Below are 24,773 nucleotides of genomic sequence, written 5' to 3' on the forward strand. Positions count from 1 at the left end.
GGCGGCGCTGGGGGGGCGCCCCACTCCCTAAAAACTGGTGGGTGGTGAGGCGGCCCCCTCGCCCGCCTCACCACCGCGCGCCGAGAATACGACAGAGAACGGATCGTTGCGAGATCAAACACCGCTGATCACCAGCGTGGTCTCCCCCACTGGGGAGCTACCGTTGGCACCCGGTTGGGTTAATGTCAGCTCCATGAACCGCACGCCCTCCACGCCTGCCGAAGCCTTCGCGACCCTCATGGAGGGCAACCAGCGCTTCGTCGAGAGCACCCGGTTGCACCCCAACCAGGACGCCGATCACCGCGCCTCGCTGGCGCCCGGTCAGAAGCCCTTCGCGGTCCTGTTCGGCTGCTCGGACTCGCGCCTGGCCGCGGAGATCATCTTCGACCGCGGGCTGGGTGACCTGTTCGTCGTGCGCACCGCCGGTCAGGTGGCCGGTTCGGAGGTGCTGGGCAGCATCGAGTACGGCGTGGGCGTGCTGGGTGCCCCGCTGGTGGTCGTGCTCGGCCACGACTCCTGCGGTGCGGTGGTCGCCGCGCGCCAGGCCGTCACCGAGGGCAGCAACCCGCCCGGGTACCTGCGCGACATCGTCGAACGGGTGACGCCGAGCGTGCTCGCCGCCAGGGCTTCGGGCACCGAGGAGGTCGACGACATCGTCGACGTGCACATCCAGCGCACCAGCGAGTTGCTCCTCGAGCGCTCCTCGCTGCTGTCCGACGAGGTCGCCGCCGGTCGCTGCGCGATCGCGGGCCTGTCCTACCGCCTGGCCGACGGCACCGTCCGCCTCGTCGACAGCCACGGCCCGCTGCAGCGCGACGCCGCCTGACCCTGCGGCCACCGGGCCGCTCCTGCTTCGGGGAGCCGATCTCCGCGCCTCGCGTTAGCCTTCGAAGGCACGTGCTTGGCGAAAGGAATCGGTCGCGTGAGCTTCCAGCCCCGTCGAGTGCTCCTGATCAGCGCCACCATCGGTGAGGGCCACAACGCGACCGCTCGCGCCGTCGAGGAGGCCGCCCGCCAGACCTGGCCCGGCTGCGAGGTGGTGTGGCTGGACGCGCTGCGCATCATGGGCCGCTGGGTTCCGGGGGCGTTCAACTGGATCTACGTCACCAACGTCGAGTCGACGCCGTGGCTGTACGACTTCTTCTACGACTCGCTGTGGCGCTACCGGTGGTTCGCCAACGCCTCCCGCCGCTTCGTGGGCGCCTGGTGCGGTCCGCTGCTGCGCCGCGAGATCCGCCAGGTGGCACCGGATCTGATCGTGTCGACCTACCCGCTGGGCACGGCCGGGCTGGACTGGATGCGGCGGCGCGGTGAGCTCGACGTCCCGGTGTCGGCGGTGGTGTCGGACTTCGCACCGCACCCGTTCTGGGTGTACCCGGAGGCGGATCTGCACTACGTGATGAGCGAGGCGAGCCTGCGCGCGATGCGCCGTGCCGAACCGGACGCGGTCGGCGCGGTGTCGGTGCCACCGGTGCGCAGCGACTTCCACCCCCGCGACCGGTCGGAGTCGCGAGCCGGTTTCGGCTTTCCGGCAACGGGTTTCACCGCGCTGATCTCGTGCGGCGCGTTGAGCTTCGGCGCGGTGGAGCGCGCCGTCGACGCGGCGCTGCGCGTGGCAGGACTCGCCCGCGTCATGGTCGTGTGCGGCCGCAACGAGGCCCTGCGGGAACGCCTGCTCGCCCGGGGTGATCCGCGGCTGGTGCCGCTGGGCTGGGTGGAGGACATGCCCGGCCTGATGGCCTGCTCGGACGTGGTGATCACCAACGCCGGTGGCGCGACGGCGCTGGAGGCGCTGGCGTGCGGGCGCGCGGTGATCATGTTCGAGCCGATCGCCGGCCACGGCAGGGCCAACGCCGAGCTGATGGCCGATGCCGGTCTCGCCGAGCTGTGCCCGCGCGAATCGCAGCTAACCGAGACCTTGAGGCGCTGGGTGGCGGACCCGCACGAGGTGGGTGAGCGCGAGCAGCGGGCGCTCAAGCACTGCCGTTCCGCCGAGTTCACCGAGCAGGTGGCCGCGCTGGCCGGGCTCCCCCGGCACCGCGGCAGGCGTCGGCTGCGGGCCCAGGACGCCTTCTTCGTCTACGCCACCACCCCGGAGGTCTCGCAGCAAACCGGAGCGATCCTGCAGCTGGAACCGTCGCTGGAGTCCACCCACCAGTGGTGCGAGCACCTCTCGCGCCGGATCCGGGAGCACGCGCCGGCGCTGCCGATGCTCACCCGCACGCTGGTGACGCGCACCGGTCGACGTCCACAGTGGAGCCACGAGGGCGAGGTGGACCCGGCCGAGCACCTCAGCTGCCGCGAGCTGCGGCCCGAGCACGACCCCCACGCGCTCATCAGCGAGTTCTTCTCCACCGCGGTGCGCACCGACCGGCCGCCGTGGCAGCTGCGGCTGCTGCACGACACCGCCACCGGACGGGCGACGTTGCTGGCCAAGATGCACCACTCGCTCGGCGACGGCGTGGCGGTGACCAGCGCGCTGATTCGGCTGCTCTGCGACGGCCACCACCCGACGTCCTCGCCGGGCCCGGGCAGCCGGTCATGGCAGCTCCCGGAGGTGCTGCGCGGGCTGGTCGGGCTGGCCACCTCCGCGGGGTCGCCGAGCCGCGCCTGGACCGGCCGCAGCACCCCTGCCCGCAGCTTCGGCCAGGTGGCGCTGCCCGCGGTGCAGGTGCGCGCCCGCGCCCGCGACCACGGGGTGACCAGCAGCGCCCTGCTGATCGGACTGGTCGCCGAGGCGCTGCACCGGGCGCTGGCGGAGGAGCGGCACGGCGCCCTGTTCCGGGTGATGGTGCCGCGCACGGCCCGCACCGGCCGCAACGGCGCGGGCACCGCGACACCCGGCAACCACACCCACACGCTGTCGGTGGACCTGCCGGTGGGACCGATGCCGCTGGTGTGGCGGATCCGGGCGGTCGCCGACGCGCTCGCCGAACCCGACCACAGCGGTCAGCCCGAGGCCGCCGGTGCCGTCCTGGCCGGGCTGGGTCTGCTGCCTGCGCCGGTGCACTCGTGGATCGTGCGGCGCATCTACGGGCACCGGTTCTTCAACGCGGTGGTCTCGGTGATGCCCGGCCAGCGCCGTCCCGCGCACATCAACGGGACCCGGCTCAGCCGGGTGCTGCCGGTGCTCTCGCTCGCCGACGGCGTGGGCGTGGCGGTCGGTGCCATCGGCTGGGGTGAGGAGTTCGGCTTCGGCATCACCACCGACCCCGGGCTGGCCCCGGAGGCCGAGGACCTGGCCGGGCACCTGCGCGAGGCCTTCGACGAGCTGCGGGAGCGGCGTTGAACTCGGGCACGGTGCTGGTCGTGGCCGTGCCGGCGGCCATCATCGGTGCCGCCAGCTTCGGGATGGCCAGCGCCATCCAGCACCGGGTGACCAAGCAGGTCCCGCAGGTCGCGACGTTGAGCCCCCGGATGCTGTGGGACCTGGTGCGCAAGCCGATCTGGGTGCTCAGCATCGGCACCGTCATCCTGGGGCTGTCGCTGCAGGTGGTGGCGCTGGCGTTCGGGCCGCTGGTGCTGGTGCAGCCGCTGCTGGTGACCTCGGTGCTGTTCGGCGCGGCGTTCTCGGCGTGGCTGGCGCAGCGGCGGATGGACCTCGTGCTCGCGCTCGGTGCGCTCGCCTGCGCGGGCGGGCTGGCGGCCTTCCTGGTGCTGGCGCGGCCCTCGGGTCACGGCAGCGAGTTCACCGGGTCGCCCGTGCTGCCGCTGGCGTTGGCGATGGGACTGCTGGTGGGCCTGTCGCTGCTGGCGGCGCGGTGGCTGCCGGGCGAGTTCGGCGTGGTGGGCCTGGCCGTGGCCACCGGTGTGCTCTACGGGGTCACGGCGGGGTTGATGCGCGTGGTGGCCGGGCAATTCCGCACCGGCGGGCTCGTCGAGCCGTTCGGGCACTGGACGTTGTACGTGGTGTGCGTGATCGGGCCGATGGGTTTCCTGCTGAGCCAGCAGACCTTCCAGCGCGGCCGGTTGATGGCTCCGTCGCTGGCGGTGATCACCACGGTGGACCCGCTGGTCTCGGCGGCGATCGGGGTCAGCTGGCTGGGTGAGCGCATCGAGTACTCCCCCACGATCCTCGCCGGTGAGGCGATCGCGGCGGCGCTGATCGTCGGGGGCATCGCGGTGCTGGCCCGGCGCAGCGAGCAGCTGGGCCGCGAGCTGGCCGAACAGGAGGAACCCGGCTCGTGGGGATGAAATCCGCCCTGGTCACCGGCGCGTCCTCGGGCATCGGCGCCGCCACGGCGCGCCGGCTGGCCGCCGACGGCTGGCGGGTCGTGCTCACCGGCCGCGACCGGTGCCGTCTCGAGGCCCTGGCCGAGCGCACCGGGGGCGATGCCGTCGCCGCGGACTTGACCGCCGCCGACGGCCTGGCGCGCGTGGCCGAGGCGGCGCGCGGCGTGGACCTGCTGGTGCACAGCGCCGGGATCGGCTGGTCGGGCGCGTTCGGCGAGATGGAGCCGCACCGCATCGACGAGCTCGTCGAGCTCAACCTGACCGTCCCGATCCGGCTCACCCGCGCCGTCCTGCCCCCGCGGGTGGCGTTCGTGGCCTCGGTGGCCGCGGTCGGCGTGCGCGACGAGGACGTCTACTCGGCCACCAAGGCGGGCCTGCGCGCCTTCGCCGCGAGCCTGCGCTACCGCGGCGTCACCACCACGACGGTGTTCCCGGGCGCGGTGCGCACCCCGTTCTTCCACGGCCGCCGCTACGACCGCCGCTTCCCGCGCATGCTCGAACCCGAGCAGGTCGCCGACGCCCTCGTCGACGCCGTGCTGCGCGGTCGCGCGGAGGTGTTCGTGCCCCATTGGCTCACCCTCGCCGACCGCGTGCACGGCGCCCTGCCCGGCGCCTTCCACCGCCTGGCCCGCAGGTTCGGCTGACTCGCGCGCAGACGTGCGCACCAGCGGCCGGTGTCAGCCGCGCAGGGCGCGCAGCGACTCCCGCAGGGAGCCGAGGGTCGCCAGCACCGAGGTCGGCTCGTAGCCGCAGTGCGCCATGCAGTTGGCGCAGCGCGGATCGTTGCCGCGCCCGTAGGCCTCCCAGTCGGTGTCCTCCAGCAGCTCCCGGTAGGTGCGGGCGTAGCCGTCGCTCATCAGGTAGCAGGGCCGCTGCCAGCCGTAGAGCGAGTAGGAGGGGATCGCCCACGCCGTGCAGGCGAAGTCGATCTTGCCTTCGAGGAAGTCCAGGAACAGCGGCGAGTGGTTGAAGCGCCACTTCTTCCGGCGCCCGTCGGCGAAGACCTTCTTGAACAGCTCGCGGGTCTCGGTCACGCCCAGGAAGTGCTCCTGGTCCGGCGCCTTGTCGTAGGCGTAGGCCGGCGAGAGCATCATCTGGTCGACCTTGAGGTCGTTGTTGAGGTAGTCCAGCACCTCGATGACCGACTGCGGCGTGTCGGTGGTGAAGAACGTGGAGTTCGTGGTCACCCGGAACCCGCGCCGCTGCGCGTCCTTGACGTTGTCCACGGCTTGGGCGAACACGCCCTTCTTGCACACCGAGGCGTCGTGGCGCTCCTCCATGCCGTCGATGTGCACGGCGAAGGAGAAGTACGGCGAGGGCTCGAACTGGTCGATCTTGCGCGGCATCAGCAGCGCGTTGGTGCACAGGTAGACGAACTTCTTGCGCTTGACCAGTTCTGCCACCAGCACGTCGATCTCGGGGTGCATCAGCGGCTCGCCGCCGGCGATGGAGACCACCGGCGCGCCGCACTCCTCCACGGCGGCCAGCGCCTGCTCGACCGGCATCCGCTGCTTGAGCACGCTCGCGGGGTGCTGGATCTTGCCGCACCCGGCGCAGGCCAGGTTGCAGGCGAACAGCGGCTCCAGCTCCAGGGTGAGCGCGAACTTGTCCCGTCGAGCCAGCTTCTGCTTCATCAGGTAGGCACCGACTCGAACCGCCTGGCGCACGGGAATACCCATGACTACAACGCCTCCTCGCAGGTCGTGCGGACTTCCGGCGGGATGTGGCGGCCCCACCGCCGCAGGCAGGCGCCCACGGCGTGCAGCCTGGCCAGCCCGGACATCGCCCGGCGGACGGTGCCCGGCCGCAGCAGCGGGTGCTGGGCGGTGTCGACGACGACGCGCACCACCGCCAGCGGGCGGTGCCCGGCGGCCTGGGCCAGCACCGCCGATTCCAGGTCCACCGCCAGCGCCCCGGTCGCCGCGAGATCGGCGCGGCGACGGCCGTGCACGAGCGCATCGGTGGTCACGATCGGTCCGCAACGCACCGGGAACCCGCTGCGGGCCAGTTCGGTGGCCAGCGACTCACCCGCGTGGCAGCGCAGCACCTCGCGATGGCCGCGCAGTTCGTCGGCGACGATCACGTCGCCGCTGCGCACCTCCGGTGCGAGCCCGCCGGCCAGCCCGGCGACCACGAGCACGTCGAAGTCGGTGGCCAGCAACCGGACCGCGCTCTTGGCGCTGCGGTGCGGTCCGTAGCCGGTGCGGCGCACGGTCACCGAGTCAGCGCCGAGACCGGTGGTGCGCATCGTTTCCTGCCCGGACGCCGCGCCACCGGCGGCCGAGCGCAGCGCGCTGGCCTCCAGTCGCATCGGCGCGCAGATCAGCATCCTCGTCGACATGTCACTCCCCGTCCCGCAGGTAGCGCCCGAGCGCGGTCAGCGGGAAGATCACCCGGTACAGGTGGTAGTTGATGTAGAAGTCACCGGGGAAACCGGTTCCGGTGAACTGCGGTTCGTCCCAACCGCCGTCGGCGCGCTGGCTGCGGGCCAGGTAGCCGATACCGCGGCGCACCGCGTCGCTGTCGTGCCTGCGCATGGCCAGCAGCGCCAGCAACGCCCAGCCGGTCTGCGAGGCGGTGGAGGGACCGCGGCCGATCCACTCCGGATCGTCGTAGGACCGCATGTCCTCGCCCCAGCCGCCGTCGTCGTTCTGGTGCGCCTCCAGCCAGCGCACCGCGTCGCGCAACGCCCGGTGCTGGCGGTCGACCCCGGCGGCGACCAGGGCAGGCACGACCGCGCCGGTGCCGTAGACGTGGTTGGCGCCCCACCGCCCGAACCACGACCCGTCGCGCTCCTGGTTGGCCAGCAGCCAGTTCACGCCGTCGCGCACCACCTCGTCGTTCTGGCCGAGCACCGCCAGCGCCTCCACCACGTGCGCGGTCACGTCGGCCGAGGGCGGGTCGATGACCTCGCCGAAGTCGCAGAACGGCAGCTTGCGCACGAGTTGGCGGGTGTTGTCGGCGTCGAAGGCCGCCCAGCCGCCGTCCTGGGAGCGCATGCCGCGCAGCCAGCGCACGCCGCGCGCGATGGCGCCGCGCACCGCATCGGGATCGGAGTGGTCGACCTTGTTGAGGGCCAGCAGCACCTCGGCGGTGTCGTCGATGTCGGGGTAGCCGTCGTTGTCGAACTCGAACGCCCAGCCTCCCCCGGCGGGCAGGTCGGGGCGCTTGATCGCCCAGTCGCCCTTGACCCGGATCTCCTCGGCCAGCAGGTAGTCCGCCGCGCGCCGCAGCGCCGGGTGGTCGGCGGGCACCCCGGCATCGCGCAGCGCCTGCACGCCCAGCACGGTGTCCCACACCGGCGACTGGCAGGCCTCCAGCCTGCGAACGGTGCCCTCGGTGGTCTGCTCGCGGATCAGGAACCGCTCCAGGCCGGTCAGGCCCTTGGCGATCACCGGGTGGTTCATCGGGTAGCCGAGCAGGTGCAGCGCGAGGAGCGAGTACACCCACGGCGGCTGGATGCCGCCCCACGAGCCGTCGGCCTCCTGGCGGGCCACGATCCACTCGGCAGCGCGCAGCATCGCGTGCCTGCGCAGCGACTTCACCGGGCGGCGGTGGTAGCGGTGCAGCACGCGGTCGAGGCTGTGGAAGCCGTAGGCCCAACTCCACTCGCGCCGGGGCCGCTTCGCCGGCCGCCCGGTGCGCAGTTCCCGGACGCTGATGCCGAGGTCGCGTCGCGGCCGCAGGGTGCACACCACGGTCAGCGGCACCACCGTCTGGCGCGCCCAGCAGGCCCAGTCGGAGACGTTGAGCGGGAACCACTTCGGCAGCAGCACGACTTCCGGCGGCATGGCCGGCAGCTCGTCCCACGACCACTCGCCGAACAGCGCCAGCCAGATGCGGGTGAACACCCGGGTCCGCTCCAGCCCGCCGTTGGCCAGGATCCAGTCGCGGGCGGTGCGCATGTGCGCGGCCTCGACGTCGTCTCCGGCGAGCTTGAGCGCGGTGTAGGCCTCGACCGTGGTGGACAGGTCGCCGGGGCCGCCGTGGAAGTTCGCCCAGGTGCCGTCCTCGCGCTGCTGGGATCGGATCCAGCGGGCCGCCTGCGCGGTTTCGGAGTCGGTGCGGATGCCGAGGAACTGCCGCAGCAGCAGGTCCTCGACGTCCATCGTCACGTTGGTCTCCAGCTCGCCCTTCCACCAGCCCTCCGGGCTCTGCAGCGACAGCAGGTGGTCGCGGGCGGCCAGCGCGGCCGTCCGCGCGTCGGCGCGCGTCGCGCCCTGGCTGGGGATCTGCGCGGCGGTCGCGGCGGATCGCGTGGACTGTTGCAGCTGATCGGTCAAAGCTTCCTCCGTACGATGAATTCGGCGAGCTCTCCCAGTGCCGCGGTGTCGCCCAGCGATCCGGCTTCGAGCTGTGCCTCCGCGAGCTCGAGCCGTCGTCGGGCCTCCTGCCGCGTCCAGTCCTCCGAACCGGCGCGGCGCACCATCTCCGCGGCTTCGTGCAACTGCTCCTCGGTGAGCGGTTCGGGCTGCTCGTAGAGCGCGCACAACCGCTCACCCGCGTCGGTGCCGGAGGTCAGGGCGTGCACCACCGGAACCGACTTCTTGCGGGTGCGCAGGTCCGACAGGACCGGCTTGCCGGTGACCTCCGGGTCTCCCCACAGGCCCAGCAGGTCGTCCACCAGCTGAAACGCCATGCCCAGCTCGGTGCCGTAGCCGTGCAGGGCGCGCACCTTCTCGCGCGGCGCGCCCGCGCTCAGCGCCCCGATGGAGCAGGCGCAGGCCAGCAGCGCAGCGGTCTTGTCGTGCGCCATGCTCAGGCATTCGGTGAGGTCGACGTCCTGGCGGCGCTCGAAGTCCAGGTCCGCGGCCTGCCCGGCGATGAGCACCCGGGTGGTCGCCGACAACGAGCGCACCGCCACGGCGGCGTTGGGCGCGCCGGATTCGAGCAGCACCTCGGGTGCTGTCGCCAGCAGCGCGTCGCCGGCCAGGATGGCCGCCGAGGAACCGAACACCGTCCAGGCGGTGGGCCGGTGCCTGCGGGAGGAATCGCCGTCCATGAGGTCGTCGTGCAGCAGCGAGAAGTTGTGCACCAGCTCCACCGCCGCCGCACCGGGAACGCCGCTCTCCGCTGCGCCGCAGGCGATTTCGGTCGCGGCGAGCGCCATCGCCGGGCGCAGCGCCTTGCCGCCAGCGTCGGTGGGCGCGCCACCGGCGTCGCTCCAGCCGAAGTGGTACTCGCTGACCCGCCGGGTGTCGGGGTCCAGCCGCGCGACGGCCGAGCGCAACGTCGGGTCCACCGACTCCCGGGCCGTGCGCAACGCCAGGGGCAGGACTGTGGTCATGCCGTCACCTCCACGCTCGTGCGCGATCGCTGTTCGCTGTCGACCACCTCGGCGGCGCGGATCCCGCTGCGCACCGCTCCCTCCGTGGTGTCCGGCCAGCCGGTCGCGGTCCAGGCACCGGCGAGCACCAGGCCGGGCACGCTGGTGCGCGCCGGCGGACGGACCGCCGCGGTCCCCGGCGCCTGCCGGAAGGTGGCGTGGGGTTCGCGGGTGACGAAGAAGTCCAGCAGCCGGGCTCGCCTCGCGGCCGGGAACAGCTCGCGCAGGGCCGGTGCGAAGATCTCGCGGAGCTCTTCGGTCCGCATCCCGAGCTCCTCCTGCGCCGCCGACTGCGACAGCGCCAGGTACTGGCCGGTGCGCGCACCCGAGACGCGGGTGCGGTCGAAGACCCACTGCACCGGGGAGTCGAGCACGGCGGCCATCTCCAGGTCGGTGACCGCGCGGTCGAAGTGGGCGTGGACGTTGACGATCGGTGAGGTCGACAACCGCGACCAGTCGCCGGCGCCGCGCACGGGCAGGTCCGCGACGAGTCCGGCCGCGGCGGGGTGCGGTGTGGCCACCACGACCGAGTCGGCGACGAGCAGCCGCTCGCCGGTCTGCTCGTCGATCGGGACCTGGAACCCGGTGGGACCGCGTCGGATCGCGCGGGCCTTGGCCCGCACCCGGACCTCCACCCCCGCTGCCGCCAGGGCGCGCTGCCCCGCGTCGCCGTGCAGCACCGACAGGGGCTGTTGCGGGATGCCGATGTCGCAGGCGTCGGCGGTGTCCAGCACGCCGGTGCGGAAGACCTTGGTCGCCAGTGCCATCGAGGCGTTCTCGGGTTCGGCGTTGAGGGCGGCCACGGCCAGCAGGCCCCACAGCGCGTCGACGGCGCGCGGCGTCTCGCCGCGTTCGCGGAGCCACTGGCCGAGGCTCTGCTCGTCCAGAGCGGGATCGTCCGGGTCGAGCCGGCGCACCGCGAGCGCTGTGCGCGCGACGCGGGCGCGCTGCGACCAGCTCAGCCGCCGGTACCCCAGCAGCGCGGGTGCCAGGTGCGCCGGGGCGCGCAGCTTCCAGCGGGTCAGGGTCGCGGGGGTCGAGCCGGGGCTGAGCACCGGCACGCGGAAGCGCTGCTGGAACCGGATCCCGTCGGCCGCGCCGATCTTGCGCAGCAGGTCGAGGTAGGCGGTGTAGCAGCGCAGCAGCACGTGCTGTCCGGTGTCGACGAGCAGGTCGCCGCGCGCGAACGAGTAGGTCGCTCCGCCGAGCCGGGGCCGGGCTTCGACCAGCTGCACCGAGTAGCCGCGTTCCCGGCAGTCCAGGGCGGCGGTGATGCCCGCCAGCCCGCCGCCGACGACCACGACGTGCCCGCGGTTCACGGCGTCATCCCGGCCAGCGATCGGGCCGCGACTCCCGCCTTGCGCCATCCCGACAGCGAGGTCCGCTGGTGCATCGCGGCGCTGGGATTGGTGGCGATCCGCACCAGCAGCTCGTGGTAGATCCCGGCCATCGAGGCGCAGCAGGCGCGCGACCGCCGGTCCAGCATGGGCAGCAGCCGGAACCCCTCGATGTACCAGCGCTCGGCGCGGGCGGCTTGGAAGCGCACCAGGCGGTTCCAGCGGGCGGTGTCCTCGACGAACCCGCTGCCGGGTTCCAGCCGGACACCGAAGTGCGCGAGATCGGCTGCCGGCAGGTAGACCCGCCCGTTGAGCTGGTCCTCGCGGACGTCGCGGAGGATGTTGGTCAGCTGGAGCGCCACCCCGAGCGCGTCGGCCCGCTCGGTCGCGGTGTCCGGGTCGTCGGTGCCGAACACGCCCAGCGACAGCCTGCCTATGGTGCCGGCCACGCAGCGGCAGTAGTGCAGCAGCTCGTCGAAGCTGGCGTAGCTGGTGCCGCGCACGTCGGCCTCGCAGCCGTCGATGAGCCCGTCGAAGGCCTCCATCGGCAGCGGCATCCGGCTCGCGGCGTCGGCCAGCGCGGCCAGCACCGGGTCGGCCGAGCCGATCGAGGCCTGCTGCACGGCCTCGCGGCACTGCTTGAGCTCGCGCAGCTTGTCCTCGCTCGGCAGGTCGCCGTCGCCGATGTCGTCGACGCGGCGGGCGAAGGCGTAGACGGCGGACAGGGCGCGGCGCTTGGGCCCGGGCAGCAGCCGGATCCCGTAGGAGAAGTTGCGGGCCTGCTCGCGGGTGATCCGCTCGCACTCCTGGTAGGCGTCCCGGATCCGGGTCGGTCGCGTCACCGGGTCCCTCCCATCGCGTGCAGCCGCGCCCACTCGGTGAAGGTGCGCGACTTGCTCGGGCTGACCTGCGCGGCCAGCGGGTCGTGTCCGGCCGCGCGGAAGGCGGCGACGGTGGCCAGGCCGCCCGCGACGTAGCCGGCGACGGCCACCCGGGCAGTTCCGGACAGGGCGCCGACCAGCACGCTGCCGTCGCGCAGCATCCGGCGGGCCCGGTCGACCTCGAAGCGCACCAGCCCGCGCAGCGCGGTCGAAGCGCGCGGCGCGGCGAGGTCGTGCTCGTGGCAGCCGTAGCGCTCGAGGTCTTCGGCGGGCACGTAGACCCGGCCCGCCCGGTGGTCCTCGGCGAGGTCTTGCAGGTGTTCCAAGATCTGCAGCGCGCTGCAGATCTTGTCCGACAGCGCGATCAGCCCCTCCTCGGCGCGGCCGAAGACGTGCAGCACCGATTCCCCCACCGGGTTGGCCGACAGCGCGCAGTAGTCCAGCAGCTCGGTGAAGTCGGCGTAGCGCTTGACGTGCTGATCGCGGCGGTTGGCCTCGAGGAGCTTGGCCAGTGTGGACATCGGGATGGCGCACTCGGTGACGGTCGGGTGCAGCGCCTGCATGATGGGGGTGCGCGCGGCGCCGTGGTAGGTGCGTTCGAGGTCGTGTTCGAGGAAGTCCAGCAGCGCGTCCCGGTTTCCCGGTGCCTCGTCCCCGGCGTAGTCGACGAGCCGGAAGTAGCCGTAGAGGGCGTGCAGGTGCCCGCGCACCCCGCCGGGCAGGACGCGGGAGGCCACCGGGAAGTTCTCCGAACGCATTCGCGCCAGCACGACCGCGCTGCGCGGGAGCTCCCCCGGACGCTCCGAGACCTCCGGGTGTTCGGGATCCTCACCTGAGAGCGTCTCGTCCGGCAACGACAAGACCATCGGTCCTCCTCCTATCCACTGGTCAGGAGGCGCAACCGGCATCGTATGAGTGCCCCTGCAGCAGCGCAGGGCGAACGAAGAACCACGTGAATCAGCGTGATTCGCGCCGGTGTTCGACCAAGCACCTTCTCCCCGGTTCCATATTGGACACCCGGAGCGCGCGGCTCGCGCAGACCCGCCAGCAGGTGGCCGGATCGAGTGGCGAAACCTGACCACTTTGGACCAGTCGACTACCGACGGCGACGGCGGGCGGACGCGAGGGGCGGCTCCGGATCACCGGGTCGGCGCAGCGGACGGGTGAATCCCTCCGCGCTCGGCAGTGGGCACCAGCGGGCCGCGATCGTGCGTCAGGGCGCCATCGGGCAGGCGCGGACGCGACGCCGCGTCTGGTGCCGGTGGACGCCTCCGGCCGCAGCGCGAACGCGCCCGGGCATGACGAGGCGACTCATGGTCCACACGCCTGACTTCAGGCGCGTGTTCGACCAGCGTCGGTACGAGCGGGTGGCCCACCCGGTCGAGATCCCCGGGCGCGGCCCACCCCGGGCGGCTCAGCCGTCGAGCTGTGCGAGGGTGGCGATCGACGGCGACTCGGTGCGCTGCAGCTCGGCGGCAACGCTCTCGGCATCGCGCAGCACCCGGACCGCGTTGTGCCAGGTCAGCTTGCCCAGGTCGGCCTCCGACCAGCCTCGGCGCAGCAGTTCGGCGATCAGGTTCGGGTAACCGGAGACGTCGTCGAGGTCCTGCGGTAGGAAGATCGTGCCGTCGTAGTCGCCGCCGACGCCGATGTGGTCGATGCCGGCGACCTCGCGCATGTGGTCGAGGTGATCGGCGACGGTCTTGGCGGTGGCCACCGGCTGCGGGTGGGCCTCCTCGAACTTGGCCAGCACCTCCTTGGCCTCGGCGGAGCTGTCGAGGTCGCTGAAGCCGTGAGCGACGAGCTCGCGCTGCGCCGCGGCGGCCCACTCCACCGACTCCTGCAGCACGAACTTGGTCACGAACGTCGCCATCGCCACGCCGCCGTTGCCGGGCAGCTGGGCGAGCACGTCGTCGGGGATGTTGCGCGGGTGCGAGCACACCGCTCGGGACGAGGAGTGCGAGAACACCACGGGAGCGCGGCTGGCGCGCAGCGCGTCGCGCATGGTGTCGGCGGCGACGTGGGAGAGGTCGACGAGCATGCCCATCCGGTTCATCTCGCGCACGACCTCGACGCCGAAGCGGGTCAGCCCGCCCGCGGCGGGCTCGTCGGTGGCCGAATCGGCCCACGGGGTGTTGTCGTTGTGCGTCAGCGTCAGGTAGCGGACGCCCAGGTCGTAGAAGGCGCGCAGGGTGGCCAGCGAGCAGTTGATGGAGTGCCCGCCCTCGGCGCCCATCAGCGAAGCGATCTTGCCCTCGGCGCGGGCGGCCTCGACCTCGTCGGCGGTGGTGACCAGGCGCAGCCGGTCCGGGTAGCGGGCGGCCAGCGCCTTGACGCAGTCGATCTGCTCCAGCGTCGCGCTCACCGCGTCGTCGCCCTGCAGCGAGGTGGGCACGTAGACCGACCAGAACTGGCCGCCGACGCCGCCGGCGTCCAGGCGGGCGAGGTCGGTGTGCAGCCGACCGGTCTGGTCGGTGGCGATGTCGCGCTGGTCGAGGTCGTAGCGCACCTGCTCGCGCAACGCCCAGGGCAGGTCGTTGTGGCCGTCGAGCACCGGCGTGACCTCGAGCAGCTCCCGCGCCTGGGCCACCACGTCCGACTCGCTCATCCCGCTCCCCCGATTCACCCGGTCGGTTGTCCCCGCTGAGCATATCCGCTTGAGATCACCCGACCAGGGGCCTGTGGCACGCCGTAGATCGAATCGACGAATCGGACGTTCGGCCGCACCATCGGGACATGGAGCGAATTCCCAGGCAGCAGGACACCAGCAACCTCCCGTCGGTGCTGGCCGAGTACGGGCACCTCGCGGCGCAGCTCCCCGGCGCCTCGACGCAGCAGGCCGAACGCCTGCGAGCGCGTTTGGCCGAGCTGGACGAGCAGATCGACGGTTACGTCGCCAAGCTGACCGAATACCACTCCATTGTGGACAGTTGACGGCTCGATCGGTCGCGATCAGGCGCACCTGAACCCGCCCTGCCACACCGTCCTGCCCTGAGTTCCGCGCTCCACCGAGCACCACCCTCCTCGGCCGAACCGGCCGAGGAGGCTTTTTTCGCCCATCAATTTCACTCCGCGCTGAAGTTATCAACACTGTTGAGATACGTTTCCCGCGGACCGGCGCCGCGCCCGCGTACGTCGGGACGCGTAGGCGCGGTGTCGGCCCTGGGGTGACGGCGCGGGGGGTCGCGTGGGTGAGACTGGTGGACATGGGTTCGATGCGTCCGCGGGTCGGCGATGTGGTGCTGGCGTTGCTGGTGACCGCTGTCGGGGTGATCGGGACCGCGGCCGCGCACCGCTGGGCCGGGCACGGCCTGCGGGGGTTCGACGGGCTCGGGGTGGCGTTCGTGGTGGTGGCCGGGGCGTCCCTGGCCTGGCGGCGGCGCGCGCCGCTGGTGGTGCTCGGGGTGGTCGCTGTGGCGGTGTCGGGGTATCTCGTCACCGGGTACCGGTACGGGCCGATCCTGCTGGCGCTGCTGGTGGCGGTGTACTCGGCCGCCCGGCACCGACCGCCGCGCACCGCGGGGATCGCCGCCGCGGCGGCGCTGCTGCTGTTGTGGGCGCACACGCTGATCACCGGACCCGGCTGGGCCGGGCTGGTCCCGGCCTCGGCGTGGGTGCTGGTGCCCTTCGCCGCCGGGCTGGTGGCGCGGACGCAGTCGGAGGCCGTGGCGCGCCAGCGGGCGGAGGCGCTGCGGCGCCGGGTCGACGACGAGCGGCTGCGCATCGCCCAGGAGGTGCACGACGTGGTCGGTCACGGGCTGGCGGCGATCAAGATGCAGGCCGACGTCGCGCTGCACGTGCTGCCGAAGAAGCCCGAGCAGGCCGAGATCGCCCTGACCGCGATCAGCCGCACCAGCAGCGACGCCCTCGACGAGCTCCGCGCGACCTTGGCCGTGGTCCGCGCCGGCACCGGCCAGGGCCCCGAACCCGGGCTGAGCCGCGTGCACGACCTGGTCAACCGCACCCGAGACGCCGGCGTCGAGGTGTCGCTGCGGGTCCGCGGCGAGGCGCCCGAGCTGCCGAAGGCGGTCGACCTCACCGGGTACCGGATACTGCAGGAGTCGCTGACCAACGTGCTGCGCCACAGCCGCGAGCAGCGCGCGGAGATCACCGTCGACTACAGCCCGCAGGAGGTCGTGATCGAGATCCGCAACCCCTCCCCCGCGATCGGCGGCGGAGACGGCCTCGGCATCCCCGGCATGCGGCGCCGCGTCGACGCGCTCGGCGGTCAGTTCAGCGCCGGGCAGTCCGACGGGTGGTTCCGGGTGCACGCCCGCTTGCCGATCGGAGCGCAGCAGTGACCACCGTGCTGATCGTCGACGACCAGGACCTGGTGCGCATCGGCCTGCGCACGCTCATCGACTCCGAGGACGACCTGCACTGCGCCGGTGAGGCCGCCGACGGCCTCGACGCCGTGCTCCAGGCGCGCGAGGCGCACCCCGACGTGGTGCTGATGGACATCCGGATGTCCGGTGTGGACGGTCTGGAAGCCACCCGCCGCATCACCGGCGACCCGGACCTGGCAGGCACCAAGGTGATCGTGCTGACGACCTTCGAGATCGACGAGTACGTCTTCAGCGCCTTGCGCGCCGGGGCCAGCGGGTTCCTGCTCAAGGACACCACGCCGGTGGACCTGCTGCGCGCCATCCGCCTGGTCGCCGGCGGCGAGGCGCTGCTGGCGCCCTCGGCGACGCGGAAGCTGGTGCGTGAGTTCGTCCACCTCGCCCCGCGCTCCCGCGAGCCCCACCCGCAGCTGCACACCCTCACCGACCGCGAGCGCGAGGTGCTGGCGCTGGTGGCCGAGGGGCTGAGCAACGAGGAGATCGCCGGGCGGCTGGTGGTCAGCCCGGCCACCGCGCGCACGCACGTCAGCCGCGCGATGGTCAAGCTCGGTGCGCGCGACCGCGCCCAGCTGGTGGTCTTCGCCTACCAGTCCGGGCTGGTGGACTGACTCACTTGCCGATCGGGGTGAAGCGGGTCCAGGGCGTGTCGGCGAGCTTCTTCGAGCCGTCCCACAGCTCCACCATGATCCGCATCGAGCCCTCGGACCTGAGCTGGAGCTTGCACTGGACGTAGTCGCCTTCGCTGTTGGTGTCCCGGCACTCGGCGGTGTGGTGGTAGTCGGTCTCCGAGCGGGTCTTGATCCAGAACCCGTCCTTGAACGTGTCCTTGGCGGCGATGAAGTCGCCGTCGGCGTCGAAGCAGCCGGTGCCGCGCGCCTTGCCCTGGTAGCTGATGGACTTGCAGATCTTCGCCTCGTAGGGCGGCCGCGAGGTGGTGGTCTTCGGCGGTTCGCTGGGCGGAGGTGGTGCGGGTGCGGCCGACGTCGGCGCCTCGGCGACCGGGGACGCGCTGGTCGGCGGGGCGGAGGAGGTCGTGGGCGGGGCCGTGGTGGAGCTGCTGGGGGTGGTCGTGGGTGCGGGGCGCGGGACCGGCATCGCCTGGCCGTCGGTGGGCTCCGGCTGCAGCGTGACCACCGCGGCGGCGACTCCAGCGACCGCTGCGACGGCTCCCACCGCCGCCAGCGCGACCGGCCAGCGCGACCGGCGCCGCTCCGGCTCGACGCCGGCCGCCCCGAGCGGCGCGGTCGTGCGCAGCGCGCGGCGCGCGGCGGCGGCGAGCTCGCCGGCGGTGGCGTACCGGTCGGCGGCGTTCTTGGCCATGCCGTTGGCCACGACGCGGTCGAACTCCTGCGGGACCCCGGGCATCGTCTCCGAGGGCTTCGGGGGTTCGCGGTTGAGGTGGGCGTAGATCAGCGCTTCGGTGCTGGTCACGCCGTAGGGCTTGGCGCCGGTCAGGCACTGGTAGAGCACGCAGGCCAGCGAGTACACGTCGACGCGGTGGTCGGACGGGGCGTCGCCGAACCGCTCGGGCGCCATGTAGGCCAGCGTGCCCATCGTGACGCTGCCGGAGGTGCGGCTGGTCGCGTCCTGGATGGAGGCGGCGATGCCGAAGTCCACGAGGTAGGCGAACCCGCCGGCGCCGAGCAGCACGTTGGAGGGCTTGACGTCGCGGTGCACCACGCGGGCGGCGTGCGCGGCGTCGAGCGCTTGGGCGACCTGCTCGATCACGTGGACCACGTCGTTGGGGTGCATCGGCCCGTGGGCGTTCAGCCTGGCGCCGAGGTCCTCGCCCTCGACCAGGCGCATGTCCAGGTAGAGCCGGCCGTCGATCTCGCCGTAGCCGTGGATGGGGATGACGTGCGGTTCGCTCAGGCGGCCCGCGGCGTGGGCCTCGCGCTTGAACCGCTCGCGGAACTCCTGGTCAGCGGCCAGGTGCGGGGCCAACAGCTTCAACGCGACGATGCGGTCGTGGCGGGTGTCGTAGGCGCGCAGGATCTCGCCCATTCCCCCGCGGGCGATCACGCCCTCCACCCGGTACGGGCCGAACTGCGACTGCACGGCTAACTGCTCCTCGTCCGACGTTTCGGTCATCCTATTGGGTTACTCAGTGCGCACGGCACGGCCCACCTGCCGATCGGCCGGGCGGCCGCTGCGGTCGGTGAAGTTTCCGCTACGAAGCGCCAGGGGCTGCTGCGCGGGCGGAGGCGCCCCTGCTACCAAAGGTGAGGAAAGATCATGTTCCGCCACCGGCTTCGGGAAAGGACCGGTCCCACAGATGTCGACCACCGACGACGCGCGCAAGATCGACCGCGGGGAGGATACCGGCGGCTGCCCGGTGAGCCGGGATTCCGGCGGCGTGTGGCGAGTTCGCGGTCACGCGGCCGCACGAGCGGCGCTGCGCAGCACCGACACGGTCCAGGCCGGGCTCGGCGTGGAGACCGTCGAGAAGATGCCCGCCAAGATCCGCCGCCCGGTCCTCTACCGGGACGGCCCCGAGCACCGCGAGCACCGCCGCCAGACGGCGAAGTACTTCACGCCCCGCAAGGTCGACGAGTCCTATCGGGGGATCATGGAGCGGGTCAGCGACGAGCAGCTGGCCAAGCTCACCACCAACGGCACGGCGGTGCTCTCCGAGCTGAGCTTCGAGCTGGCGATCGGCGTGGCGTGCGCGGTCATCGGCCTCACCGAGAGCAGGCCCGGCCTGGCCGGGCGTCTGGAGCGGTTCTTCCCGGAGGAGTTCGGAGAACCGGGTTTCACCAGCCTGCACGGCCTGTACTGGGTGTGGCGGCAGGCGGTGAACTGGGGCGGCATCTACTTCGCCGACGTGCTGCCTGCGGTGCGCGCACGGCGCAAGAACCCGCAGGACGACCTCATCTCGCACCTGCTGGCCGACGGTTGCTCGTCGGCGGAGATCCTCGGCGAGTGCATCACGGTCGCGGCCGCGGGCATGGTGACCACCCGCGAGTTCGTGAACCTGGCCGCGTGGCACCTGTTCACCGACGACGAGCTGCGCGAGCGCTACGTCAACGCCGAGGAACCGGAGCGGCAGGCGATCCTGCACGAGTTCCTGCGCCTGGAGCCGGTGGTCGCGCACCTGATGCGCCGCACCACCGGCCCGGTGGAACTGCCCGGCGAGGACGGCCAGAAGCACGTGGTGCCGGCGGGCGAGGTCATCGACATCGATGTGACCAGCACCAACACCGACACCGCCGCGTTCGGCGACGATCCGCTGCAGGTCTGCCCGCACCGCCGGCTCACCGAGGCCACCGCTCCGGGCCTGTCGTTCAGCGACGGACCGCACCGGTGCCCGGGCAACAACATCGCCATCCAGGAGACCGACGTCTTCCTGACCAAGATGTTCGCCTTGCCGGCCATCCGCCTGAAGACCCCGCCGCGGGTCTCCTTCAACGACGCCATCGGGGGCTACGAGCTCCGCGGCATGGTCGTCGCCGTCGACGAGTGAGCTTGGGTGGGGGACGTTTCCGTTGAAACCTCCCCCACCCACGGCTCAGGCGTCCTGCCAGGTGAAGGTCGTGACCGCGCCCGCGGGCAGGGCGTGCTCGAAGGTCTGCCGAACGACTGGCGTAAGTTCACCGAGCTGCTGCGCGGTGAGGTGGAGAACGGGCACGTCCCGATGTCGCGCATCGACGACGCCAACCGCCGCATCCTCACCAAGAAGTTCGAGCTCGGCCTGTTCGAGAAGCCCTACACCGACCGGCAGTTCACCGGCACCGTCGGCAGTCCGCAGCACCGCGAGCTGGCCCGCGAGGCGGTCCGCAAGTCGCAGGTGCTGCTGAAGAACGACGGCGGCCTGCTGCCGCTGGCCAAGGACGGCGGAAAGCTGTTCGTGGCGGGCAAGAACGCCGACGACATCGGGAACCAGTCGGGCGGCTGGACGATCAGCTGCCAGGGCGAGAGCGGCCCGATCACCCCGGGCACGACGATCCTGCAGGGCATCCAGGACGCCGCCGAGGGTTCGCAGGTCACCTACGACCGCCACGGCAACGGCGTCGACAGCAGCTACCGCGCCGCGATCGCGGTGGTGGGCGAAACCCCCTACGCCGAAGGCAAGGGTGACCGCCCCGCCGGCATGGGCCTCGACCAGGAGGACCTGGCGACGGTGAAGAAGCTGGAGGACAGCGGAGTTCCGGTCATCGTCGTCACGATCTCCGGCCGCCCGCTCGACATCGGCCAGAACATGCCCAACTGGGACGCCCTGCTCGCCTCCTGGCTGCCGGGCACCGAAGGCGCCGGTGTCGCCGACGTCCTCTTCGGCGACCACAACCCCACCGGCACCCTGCCGATGACCTGGATGAACTCCGCCGACCAGCAACCCATCAACGACGGAGACGGCCAGAAGCCGTTGTTCCCGTACGGCTTCGGCCTGCGGTACTGACGAGGTGGAAGTCCCCTGGCCGCCGAAACGGGGCCGGGGGACTTGCCCAGTTCGAACGATCACGAGGTCTCATCGGCGCAGCTGCCGGCGAAGGCCGAGTCTGCGTACCGCTTGATCGCGGTGCTCAAGGCGCCGAGTTCGTGCATCAACGCCGCGCAGTCGGTTCGCGTCAACCGACCGCTCCCGGCCTTGAACGCGGCCTCGTCCAACTCCCACTGCGCCGAGCGCAACACCACGGCGATCGCCACCTCCCGCTCACTCACCGGCCGCGCTCGCAATCCCCGCACCGCGGTCGCATCGTCGTCGGATGCCCGGACCTCGCCCACATCACCGGCTGTCCACAAAGGCCGACCTCGTCCCACTCCCCCGCGAGATGAGTCTCCAAGTCCCGCAACGACCTCGACGGCAACCACCGCCGCCGAACCACTTCCCTCAACACCGTCCCGCTCATGCGGGAAAGATCGGTCGTTGGCGACGACGCAATGGGTACGGTTCGTACCTCTACCCGATCAGTGGACGCCGATTCGGCTGGCGAGCGATCGCGCAGCCGCGGCCTTCCCCGACGGTGGCCGGTCGAGCAAGTTGTGGCCGAGTTCGCGCGCCCAACCGTTGTACCGGGCCGTCTCGGGCGCTGTCCGCTCCGACAGGTCGAGGGTCGCCAGGACGGCGTCGAAGTCCCCCTGCAACGCGTGCACCCGCGCGACCTCGATCAAATGCCGTGCGCGACGCGGGATCGACGCGATTTCCTCTGGCGCGGAATCAGCGGCGCGCCTCGCCTCACCGTCCCGGCGCAGCTCGACGCCGAGCGTCACGGCGTTCGCCTTCATCACGGGCAACCCAAAACTCGTTTGCACGTGCCGGTATTGAGGCCCGAGCCGCCGGGCGATGTGGTGCGCCTTCTCCCAGTGGCTCCACGCTTCGCCGTGCCGTCCACGCCGCGCGTAGGTCAGAGCGTTCTCCGCGTGCAGGGCCCCGACGATGCCGTGCCAGTCATCGGGCGCTGGTTCCAGGTAGGGCTCGATCTGCGCCATTCCGCCATGAGCAACGCTGATGGCCTCCTCCCACCGACCCGCTTCCCGCAAGGCCTGGACCAGCGCCCACGCGCCGCACGCCATCTCGTACGGGTCGTCAGCTTCCTGCCCCTCCGTCACCGCGCGGTCGGCGACCAGCCACACCAGCTCAGGCGCGGGCTGGAAAGCCACGTAGAAGTCAGCGAGCCGGTAAACGCCCGCCAGCGCTCGCCGCGCCTCCCGGCGATCCTCGCCGTGACGTACGCGAACGGCCCGCTGCGCGTCGCGAATCAGTCCCGGCAGCAACCTGCCGAGCTGGGTCCGGTGATCTGGCGAAGCGTGCCGCACCTTCCACGCGGCTGCCAGCCGCTCGCGCAGGTGCGCGAGATCCACCGGGCGGGAGTCCGAATCCAGCCGGTACTCGGTCAGTGCTGCCTGGACCTCGTGCAACGCCGCGTGCGCCACCGCAGGAGCGAACCGCGACACCGACACCGCCTCACCGTTCCCGGTGAGTTCGGCCAGGTCACGGATGTCGAGAGCGTGGGCGATCTTGGTCAGCATCTGCAGCTTCGGAGTCTGCAACCGCCCGGTCTCGACAGCCTTCACCCACTCAGCAGACCGGTCGACGAGCCCGCCGAGCACTCGACGGCTCATCCCGACCCGCTCACGCGCCAACCGGATGCGCGCACCCACAGAGGAGCTCACACCCCAAGCGTAGCGATGACCCGATTAGCTGACGCCCAGCGATCGGGTGGCACACCGGCGGCGAGGCGGCGACGGCCACCGGCGGCGATCAAGCGGTTCAGCGTACGAAGGCGGTGAAGAGTTGCAGCCAGGCGGCCCTGAGGAGGAGACGGGTGGTGCCCGCCCTGTCTTCGTCGGCGGTTCGTTGCCGGCGGATGTTGCGCACCAGGAGATCCTCTTCGAATCCGTCAGGCCGGGCGTCGTCGCACATCGACCTGGAACTTTCGACGCCTGGCAAGACTCCGTTGTCTCGCCAGGCCGCACACCCGGCCGAAGCGCGGGCTGCGATCGATACCTTGGCGGTTACCTGGCGTTTACGCAAGGGCTTTCCCGGGCCGAACTCCCCCGGTTGATCGCGAACTGACGTCTGACCTGCGAGGATCGAACGCGAGCAAGCCGATCGGGTGGAGCAGCGGCTGATGCTGCGAACGGCGGCTTGCGCTTCGAGGCGACCAGGAGGGCACGAATGCACTACCGGCATCTGGGCAGCAGCGGCATGGTGATCAGCGAGATCGTCTACGGCAACTGGATCACCCACGGCTCCCAGGTCGAGGAGAACGCCGCCGTGGCGTGCGTGCGGGCGGCGCTGAACAACGGCATCACCAGCTTCGACACCGCCGACGTCTACGCAGGTGGGCGCGCCGAGGAGGTGCTGGGGCGGGCGTTGAAGTCCGAGCGCCGCGAAGGCATGGAGATCTTCACGAAGGTCTACCACCCGATGGGCGACGGCAAGAACGACCGCGGGCTGTCCCGCAAGCACATCATGGAGTCGATCGACAACTCGCTGCGCAGGCTGCAGACCGACTACGTCGATCTCTACCAGGCTCACCGCTACGACCCGGAGACTCCGCTGGAGGAGACGATGGAGGCCTTCGCCGACGTCGTCCGCAGCGGGAAGGCGCACTACATCGGGGTCTCCGAGTGGACCGCCGAGCAGATCCGGGCGGGCCACGCGTTGGCGCGCGAGCTGCGGATCCCGCTGGTGTCCAACCAGCCCCAGTACTCGGCGCTGTGGCGGGTCATCGAGGGCGAGGTCGTGCCGGCGTCCCGCGAACTGGGAATCGGGCAGATCGTGTTCTCCCCCATCGCGCAGGGCGTGCTGACCGGCAAGTACCGGCCCGGTGCCGAACCGCCGGCCGGTTCCCGCGCCACCGATGAGCGCGGGTCGACGTTCGTGGCCCGCTACCTGCGCGACGAGGTCCTGGAACGGGTCCAGCAGATCAAGCCGCTCGCCGAGGAGGCGGGCCTGACGCTGGCGCAGCTGGCGGTGGCGTGGGTGCTGCAGAACGACAACGTCTCGGCCGCCATCATCGGCGCCTCGCGGCCGGAGCAGGTGTCGGAGAACGCCGTGGCCGCAGGCGTCGAGCTCGACGAGGAGCTGGTCGCGAAGATCAACGACGTGCTCGCCCCGGTCGCGGTCACCGATCCGGGCAAGACCGCCGAGAACGCCCCGAAGTCCCGCAGCTGAGGTCTCGCATCGCCCTTCCGGGCGTGCCGACGAAGCCGTAACCTGCGACCGTTGGCCACGACCCGGGAGGGCGACCATGCGACCGAAACGCCTGGTGGACGCGGTGCTGTTCGACACCTTCGGCACCGTCGTCGACTGGAGGACGGGCGTCTCGCAGGCGGTGTCGGAGTTCTCCGGCGACGTCGATCCGAACGAGTTCGCGCTGGCCTGGCGCGGCCGATACCAACCCTCGATGGCCCCGGTCCGCAACGGCGAGCGGCCGTTCGTCGACCTCGACGTCCTGCACCGCGAGAACCTGGAGGCCACCGCAGCGGAATTCGGCTTGTCCCTGGGCTCGGCGGATCCGTCCGATGTGGACTGGCTGAACCGCGCGTGGCACCGGCTCCCGCCCTGGCCGGACAGCGTTGCGGGCCTGACCGAGCTCAAGCGGCACTTCATCGTCGGCCCGCTGTCCAACGGGCACACCGCACTGCTGACCAACATGGCCAAGCACGCGGGGCTGCCGTGGGACGTGATCCTCGGCTCGGACCTGCTCGGCACCTACAAGCCCGACCCCCGCGCCTACCTCGGCGCGGCGGAGATCCTCCGGCTCCCACCAGAACGCGTGATGCTGTGCGCAGCCCACAACATCGACCTCGCCGCCGCGCAGGAAGCCGGTCTGCGAACGGCTTTCATCCCACGCCCCGCGGAGTACGGACCGGCGCAGCGCCAGGACCTCCACGCCACGGGGTCGTGGGACGTGATCGCGCAGGACATCACCGACCTGGCGACGCAGCTCCGCGAGCACGTGGTCGGGTGAGCACCGGGATCACGAAGACCGGACGCATGAAAGTGATGTGAGTTCGCTTGTTGACGCCAGGAGCACGGGTCAGACATCCCTGGACGTTGGATGTCAAGCGGCGAGGTTCGTTCTCGGTGTGACCAGGCGGTCGCTTGGTCGTAGGGGGCGTGGGTTTTCAGGCAGCCGTGCAGGATGCCGACCAGGCGGTTGCCGACCTGGCGGAGGGCGGCGTTGTGGCTGACGTCGCGGGCGCG

General features: G+C 71.7%; 21 protein-coding genes and 1 pseudogene. 11 read left to right on the top strand and 11 right to left on the bottom strand.

Translation table 11 applies throughout. The features are described 5' to 3' along the window. Nucleotides 1-193 precede the first annotated feature (193 nt). The 4 genes from R4I43_RS30250 (at nucleotide 194) to R4I43_RS30265 (ending at nucleotide 4,877) form a co-directional block, all read left to right on the top strand. Nucleotides 194-826 carry a carbonic anhydrase gene (locus R4I43_RS30250; RefSeq protein WP_324269119.1) on the top strand — a complete coding sequence of 211 codons (633 nt, stop codon included), beginning with the start codon at nucleotides 194-196 and terminating at the stop codon, nucleotides 824-826. A gap of 96 nt (nucleotides 827-922) precedes the next feature. Further along, entirely contained in the window at nucleotides 923-3,289 is a 2,367-nt protein-coding gene (locus R4I43_RS30255; RefSeq protein WP_324269120.1) for a wax ester/triacylglycerol synthase domain-containing protein, read from the top strand. After that, nucleotides 3,286-4,194, top strand: coding sequence for a DMT family transporter (locus tag R4I43_RS30260; protein ID WP_324269121.1), 909 nt, complete (start codon nucleotides 3,286-3,288; stop codon nucleotides 4,192-4,194). The genes R4I43_RS30255 and R4I43_RS30260 overlap by 4 nt, the downstream gene beginning before the upstream one ends. After that, entirely contained in the window at nucleotides 4,191-4,877 is a 687-nt protein-coding gene (locus R4I43_RS30265; protein WP_324269139.1) for an SDR family NAD(P)-dependent oxidoreductase, read from the top strand. Before R4I43_RS30260 ends, R4I43_RS30265 begins: the two co-directional genes overlap by 4 nt. Before the next feature lie 33 nt (nucleotides 4,878-4,910). On the opposite strand, the gene hpnH is transcribed toward R4I43_RS30265, so the two are convergent. The 8 genes from hpnH to R4I43_RS30305 all read right to left on the bottom strand — a co-directional run bounded on the left by hpnH (nucleotide 4,911) and on the right by R4I43_RS30305 (nucleotide 14,385). Next, nucleotides 4,911-5,912, bottom strand: a complete 1,002-nt coding sequence (gene hpnH, locus R4I43_RS30270) for an adenosyl-hopene transferase HpnH (protein WP_324269122.1) — start codon at nucleotides 5,910-5,912, stop codon at nucleotides 4,911-4,913. A gap of 2 nt (nucleotides 5,913-5,914) precedes the next feature. After that, nucleotides 5,915-6,574, bottom strand: coding sequence for a phosphorylase family protein (locus R4I43_RS30275; RefSeq protein WP_324269123.1), 660 nt, complete (start codon nucleotides 6,572-6,574; stop codon nucleotides 5,915-5,917). 1 nt (nucleotide 6,575) lies between these two features. After that, on the bottom strand, nucleotides 6,576-8,465 hold the full coding sequence (gene shc / locus R4I43_RS30280; protein ID WP_324269140.1) for a squalene--hopene cyclase: 1,890 nt from the start codon (nucleotides 8,463-8,465) through the stop codon (nucleotides 6,576-6,578). 47 nt (nucleotides 8,466-8,512) lie between these two features. Further along, nucleotides 8,513-9,520, bottom strand: a complete 1,008-nt coding sequence (locus R4I43_RS30285; RefSeq protein ID WP_324269124.1) for a polyprenyl synthetase family protein — start codon at nucleotides 9,518-9,520, stop codon at nucleotides 8,513-8,515. Continuing rightward, nucleotides 9,517-10,878: a hydroxysqualene dehydroxylase HpnE gene (gene hpnE / locus R4I43_RS30290; protein WP_324269125.1), complete on the bottom strand. Its 1,362-nt coding sequence runs from the start codon at nucleotides 10,876-10,878 to the stop codon at nucleotides 9,517-9,519. The genes R4I43_RS30285 and hpnE overlap by 4 nt, the downstream gene beginning before the upstream one ends. Then, nucleotides 10,875-11,738 (bottom strand): presqualene diphosphate synthase HpnD, encoded by an 864-nt coding sequence (hpnD, locus tag R4I43_RS30295; protein WP_324269126.1) that lies wholly within the window; start codon nucleotides 11,736-11,738, stop codon nucleotides 10,875-10,877. The genes hpnE and hpnD overlap by 4 nt, the downstream gene beginning before the upstream one ends. Continuing rightward, the gene (gene hpnC / locus R4I43_RS30300) at nucleotides 11,735-12,643 is read right to left on the bottom strand and encodes a squalene synthase HpnC (RefSeq protein WP_324269127.1); all 909 of its coding nucleotides are present in this window, start codon (nucleotides 12,641-12,643) and stop codon (nucleotides 11,735-11,737) included. The genes hpnD and hpnC overlap by 4 nt, the downstream gene beginning before the upstream one ends. Nucleotides 12,644-13,191: 548 nt before the next feature. Next, nucleotides 13,192-14,385, bottom strand: a complete 1,194-nt coding sequence (locus R4I43_RS30305) for a dipeptidase (protein ID WP_324269128.1) — start codon at nucleotides 14,383-14,385, stop codon at nucleotides 13,192-13,194. A gap of 128 nt (nucleotides 14,386-14,513) precedes the next feature. Here R4I43_RS30305 and R4I43_RS30310 point away from each other — a divergent pair, with 128 nt between their 5' ends. From R4I43_RS30310 to R4I43_RS30320, 3 genes are all read left to right on the top strand, one after another. Then, a complete protein-coding gene (locus tag R4I43_RS30310) occupies nucleotides 14,514-14,711 on the top strand; it encodes a hypothetical protein (protein WP_324269129.1) in 198 nt (65 codons plus the stop codon). 272 nt (nucleotides 14,712-14,983) lie between these two features. After that, nucleotides 14,984-16,078, top strand: coding sequence for a sensor histidine kinase (locus R4I43_RS30315; RefSeq protein WP_324269130.1), 1,095 nt, complete (start codon nucleotides 14,984-14,986; stop codon nucleotides 16,076-16,078). After that, complete coding sequence (locus R4I43_RS30320) at nucleotides 16,075-16,728, top strand: response regulator transcription factor (protein WP_324269131.1); 654 nt, start codon at nucleotides 16,075-16,077, stop codon at nucleotides 16,726-16,728. Before R4I43_RS30315 ends, R4I43_RS30320 begins: the two co-directional genes overlap by 4 nt. A gap of 1 nt (nucleotide 16,729) precedes the next feature. On the opposite strand, the gene R4I43_RS30325 is transcribed toward R4I43_RS30320, so the two are convergent. Further along, nucleotides 16,730-18,211, bottom strand: coding sequence for a serine/threonine-protein kinase (locus R4I43_RS30325; protein ID WP_324269132.1), 1,482 nt, complete (start codon nucleotides 18,209-18,211; stop codon nucleotides 16,730-16,732). 184 nt (nucleotides 18,212-18,395) lie between these two features. Between R4I43_RS30325 and R4I43_RS30330 the strand changes: the two genes are divergently transcribed. Together R4I43_RS30330 and R4I43_RS30335 are read left to right on the top strand one after the other, a co-directional pair. Beyond that, a complete protein-coding gene (locus R4I43_RS30330; protein WP_324269133.1) occupies nucleotides 18,396-19,583 on the top strand; it encodes a cytochrome P450 in 1,188 nt (395 codons plus the stop codon). A 105-nt stretch (nucleotides 19,584-19,688) separates the two neighbouring features. Further along, nucleotides 19,689-20,516 (top strand): annotated as a pseudogene (locus R4I43_RS30335) (glycoside hydrolase family 3 C-terminal domain-containing protein); the annotation flags it as partial. A gap of 59 nt (nucleotides 20,517-20,575) precedes the next feature. Here the strand turns inward: R4I43_RS30335 and R4I43_RS30340 are convergent. Then, the gene (locus tag R4I43_RS30340; protein WP_324269134.1) at nucleotides 20,576-20,779 is read right to left on the bottom strand and encodes a hypothetical protein; all 204 of its coding nucleotides are present in this window, start codon (nucleotides 20,777-20,779) and stop codon (nucleotides 20,576-20,578) included. Nucleotides 20,780-21,025: 246 nt separating this feature from the next. Further along, nucleotides 21,026-22,219, bottom strand: a complete 1,194-nt coding sequence (locus R4I43_RS30345; protein WP_324269135.1) for a helix-turn-helix domain-containing protein — start codon at nucleotides 22,217-22,219, stop codon at nucleotides 21,026-21,028. A gap of 517 nt (nucleotides 22,220-22,736) precedes the next feature. Between R4I43_RS30345 and R4I43_RS30350 the strand changes: the two genes are divergently transcribed. Continuing rightward, nucleotides 22,737-23,738, top strand: a complete 1,002-nt coding sequence (locus R4I43_RS30350) for an aldo/keto reductase family protein (RefSeq protein ID WP_324269136.1) — start codon at nucleotides 22,737-22,739, stop codon at nucleotides 23,736-23,738. A gap of 76 nt (nucleotides 23,739-23,814) precedes the next feature. After that, nucleotides 23,815-24,537 carry a haloacid dehalogenase type II gene (locus R4I43_RS30355; protein ID WP_324269137.1) on the top strand — a complete coding sequence of 241 codons (723 nt, stop codon included), beginning with the start codon at nucleotides 23,815-23,817 and terminating at the stop codon, nucleotides 24,535-24,537. Nucleotides 24,538-24,773 lie beyond the last annotated feature (236 nt).

It is taken from the genome of Saccharopolyspora mangrovi, assembly GCF_035320975.1.
GTDB classification, from domain to species: domain Bacteria; phylum Actinomycetota; class Actinomycetes; order Mycobacteriales; family Pseudonocardiaceae; genus Saccharopolyspora; species Saccharopolyspora mangrovi.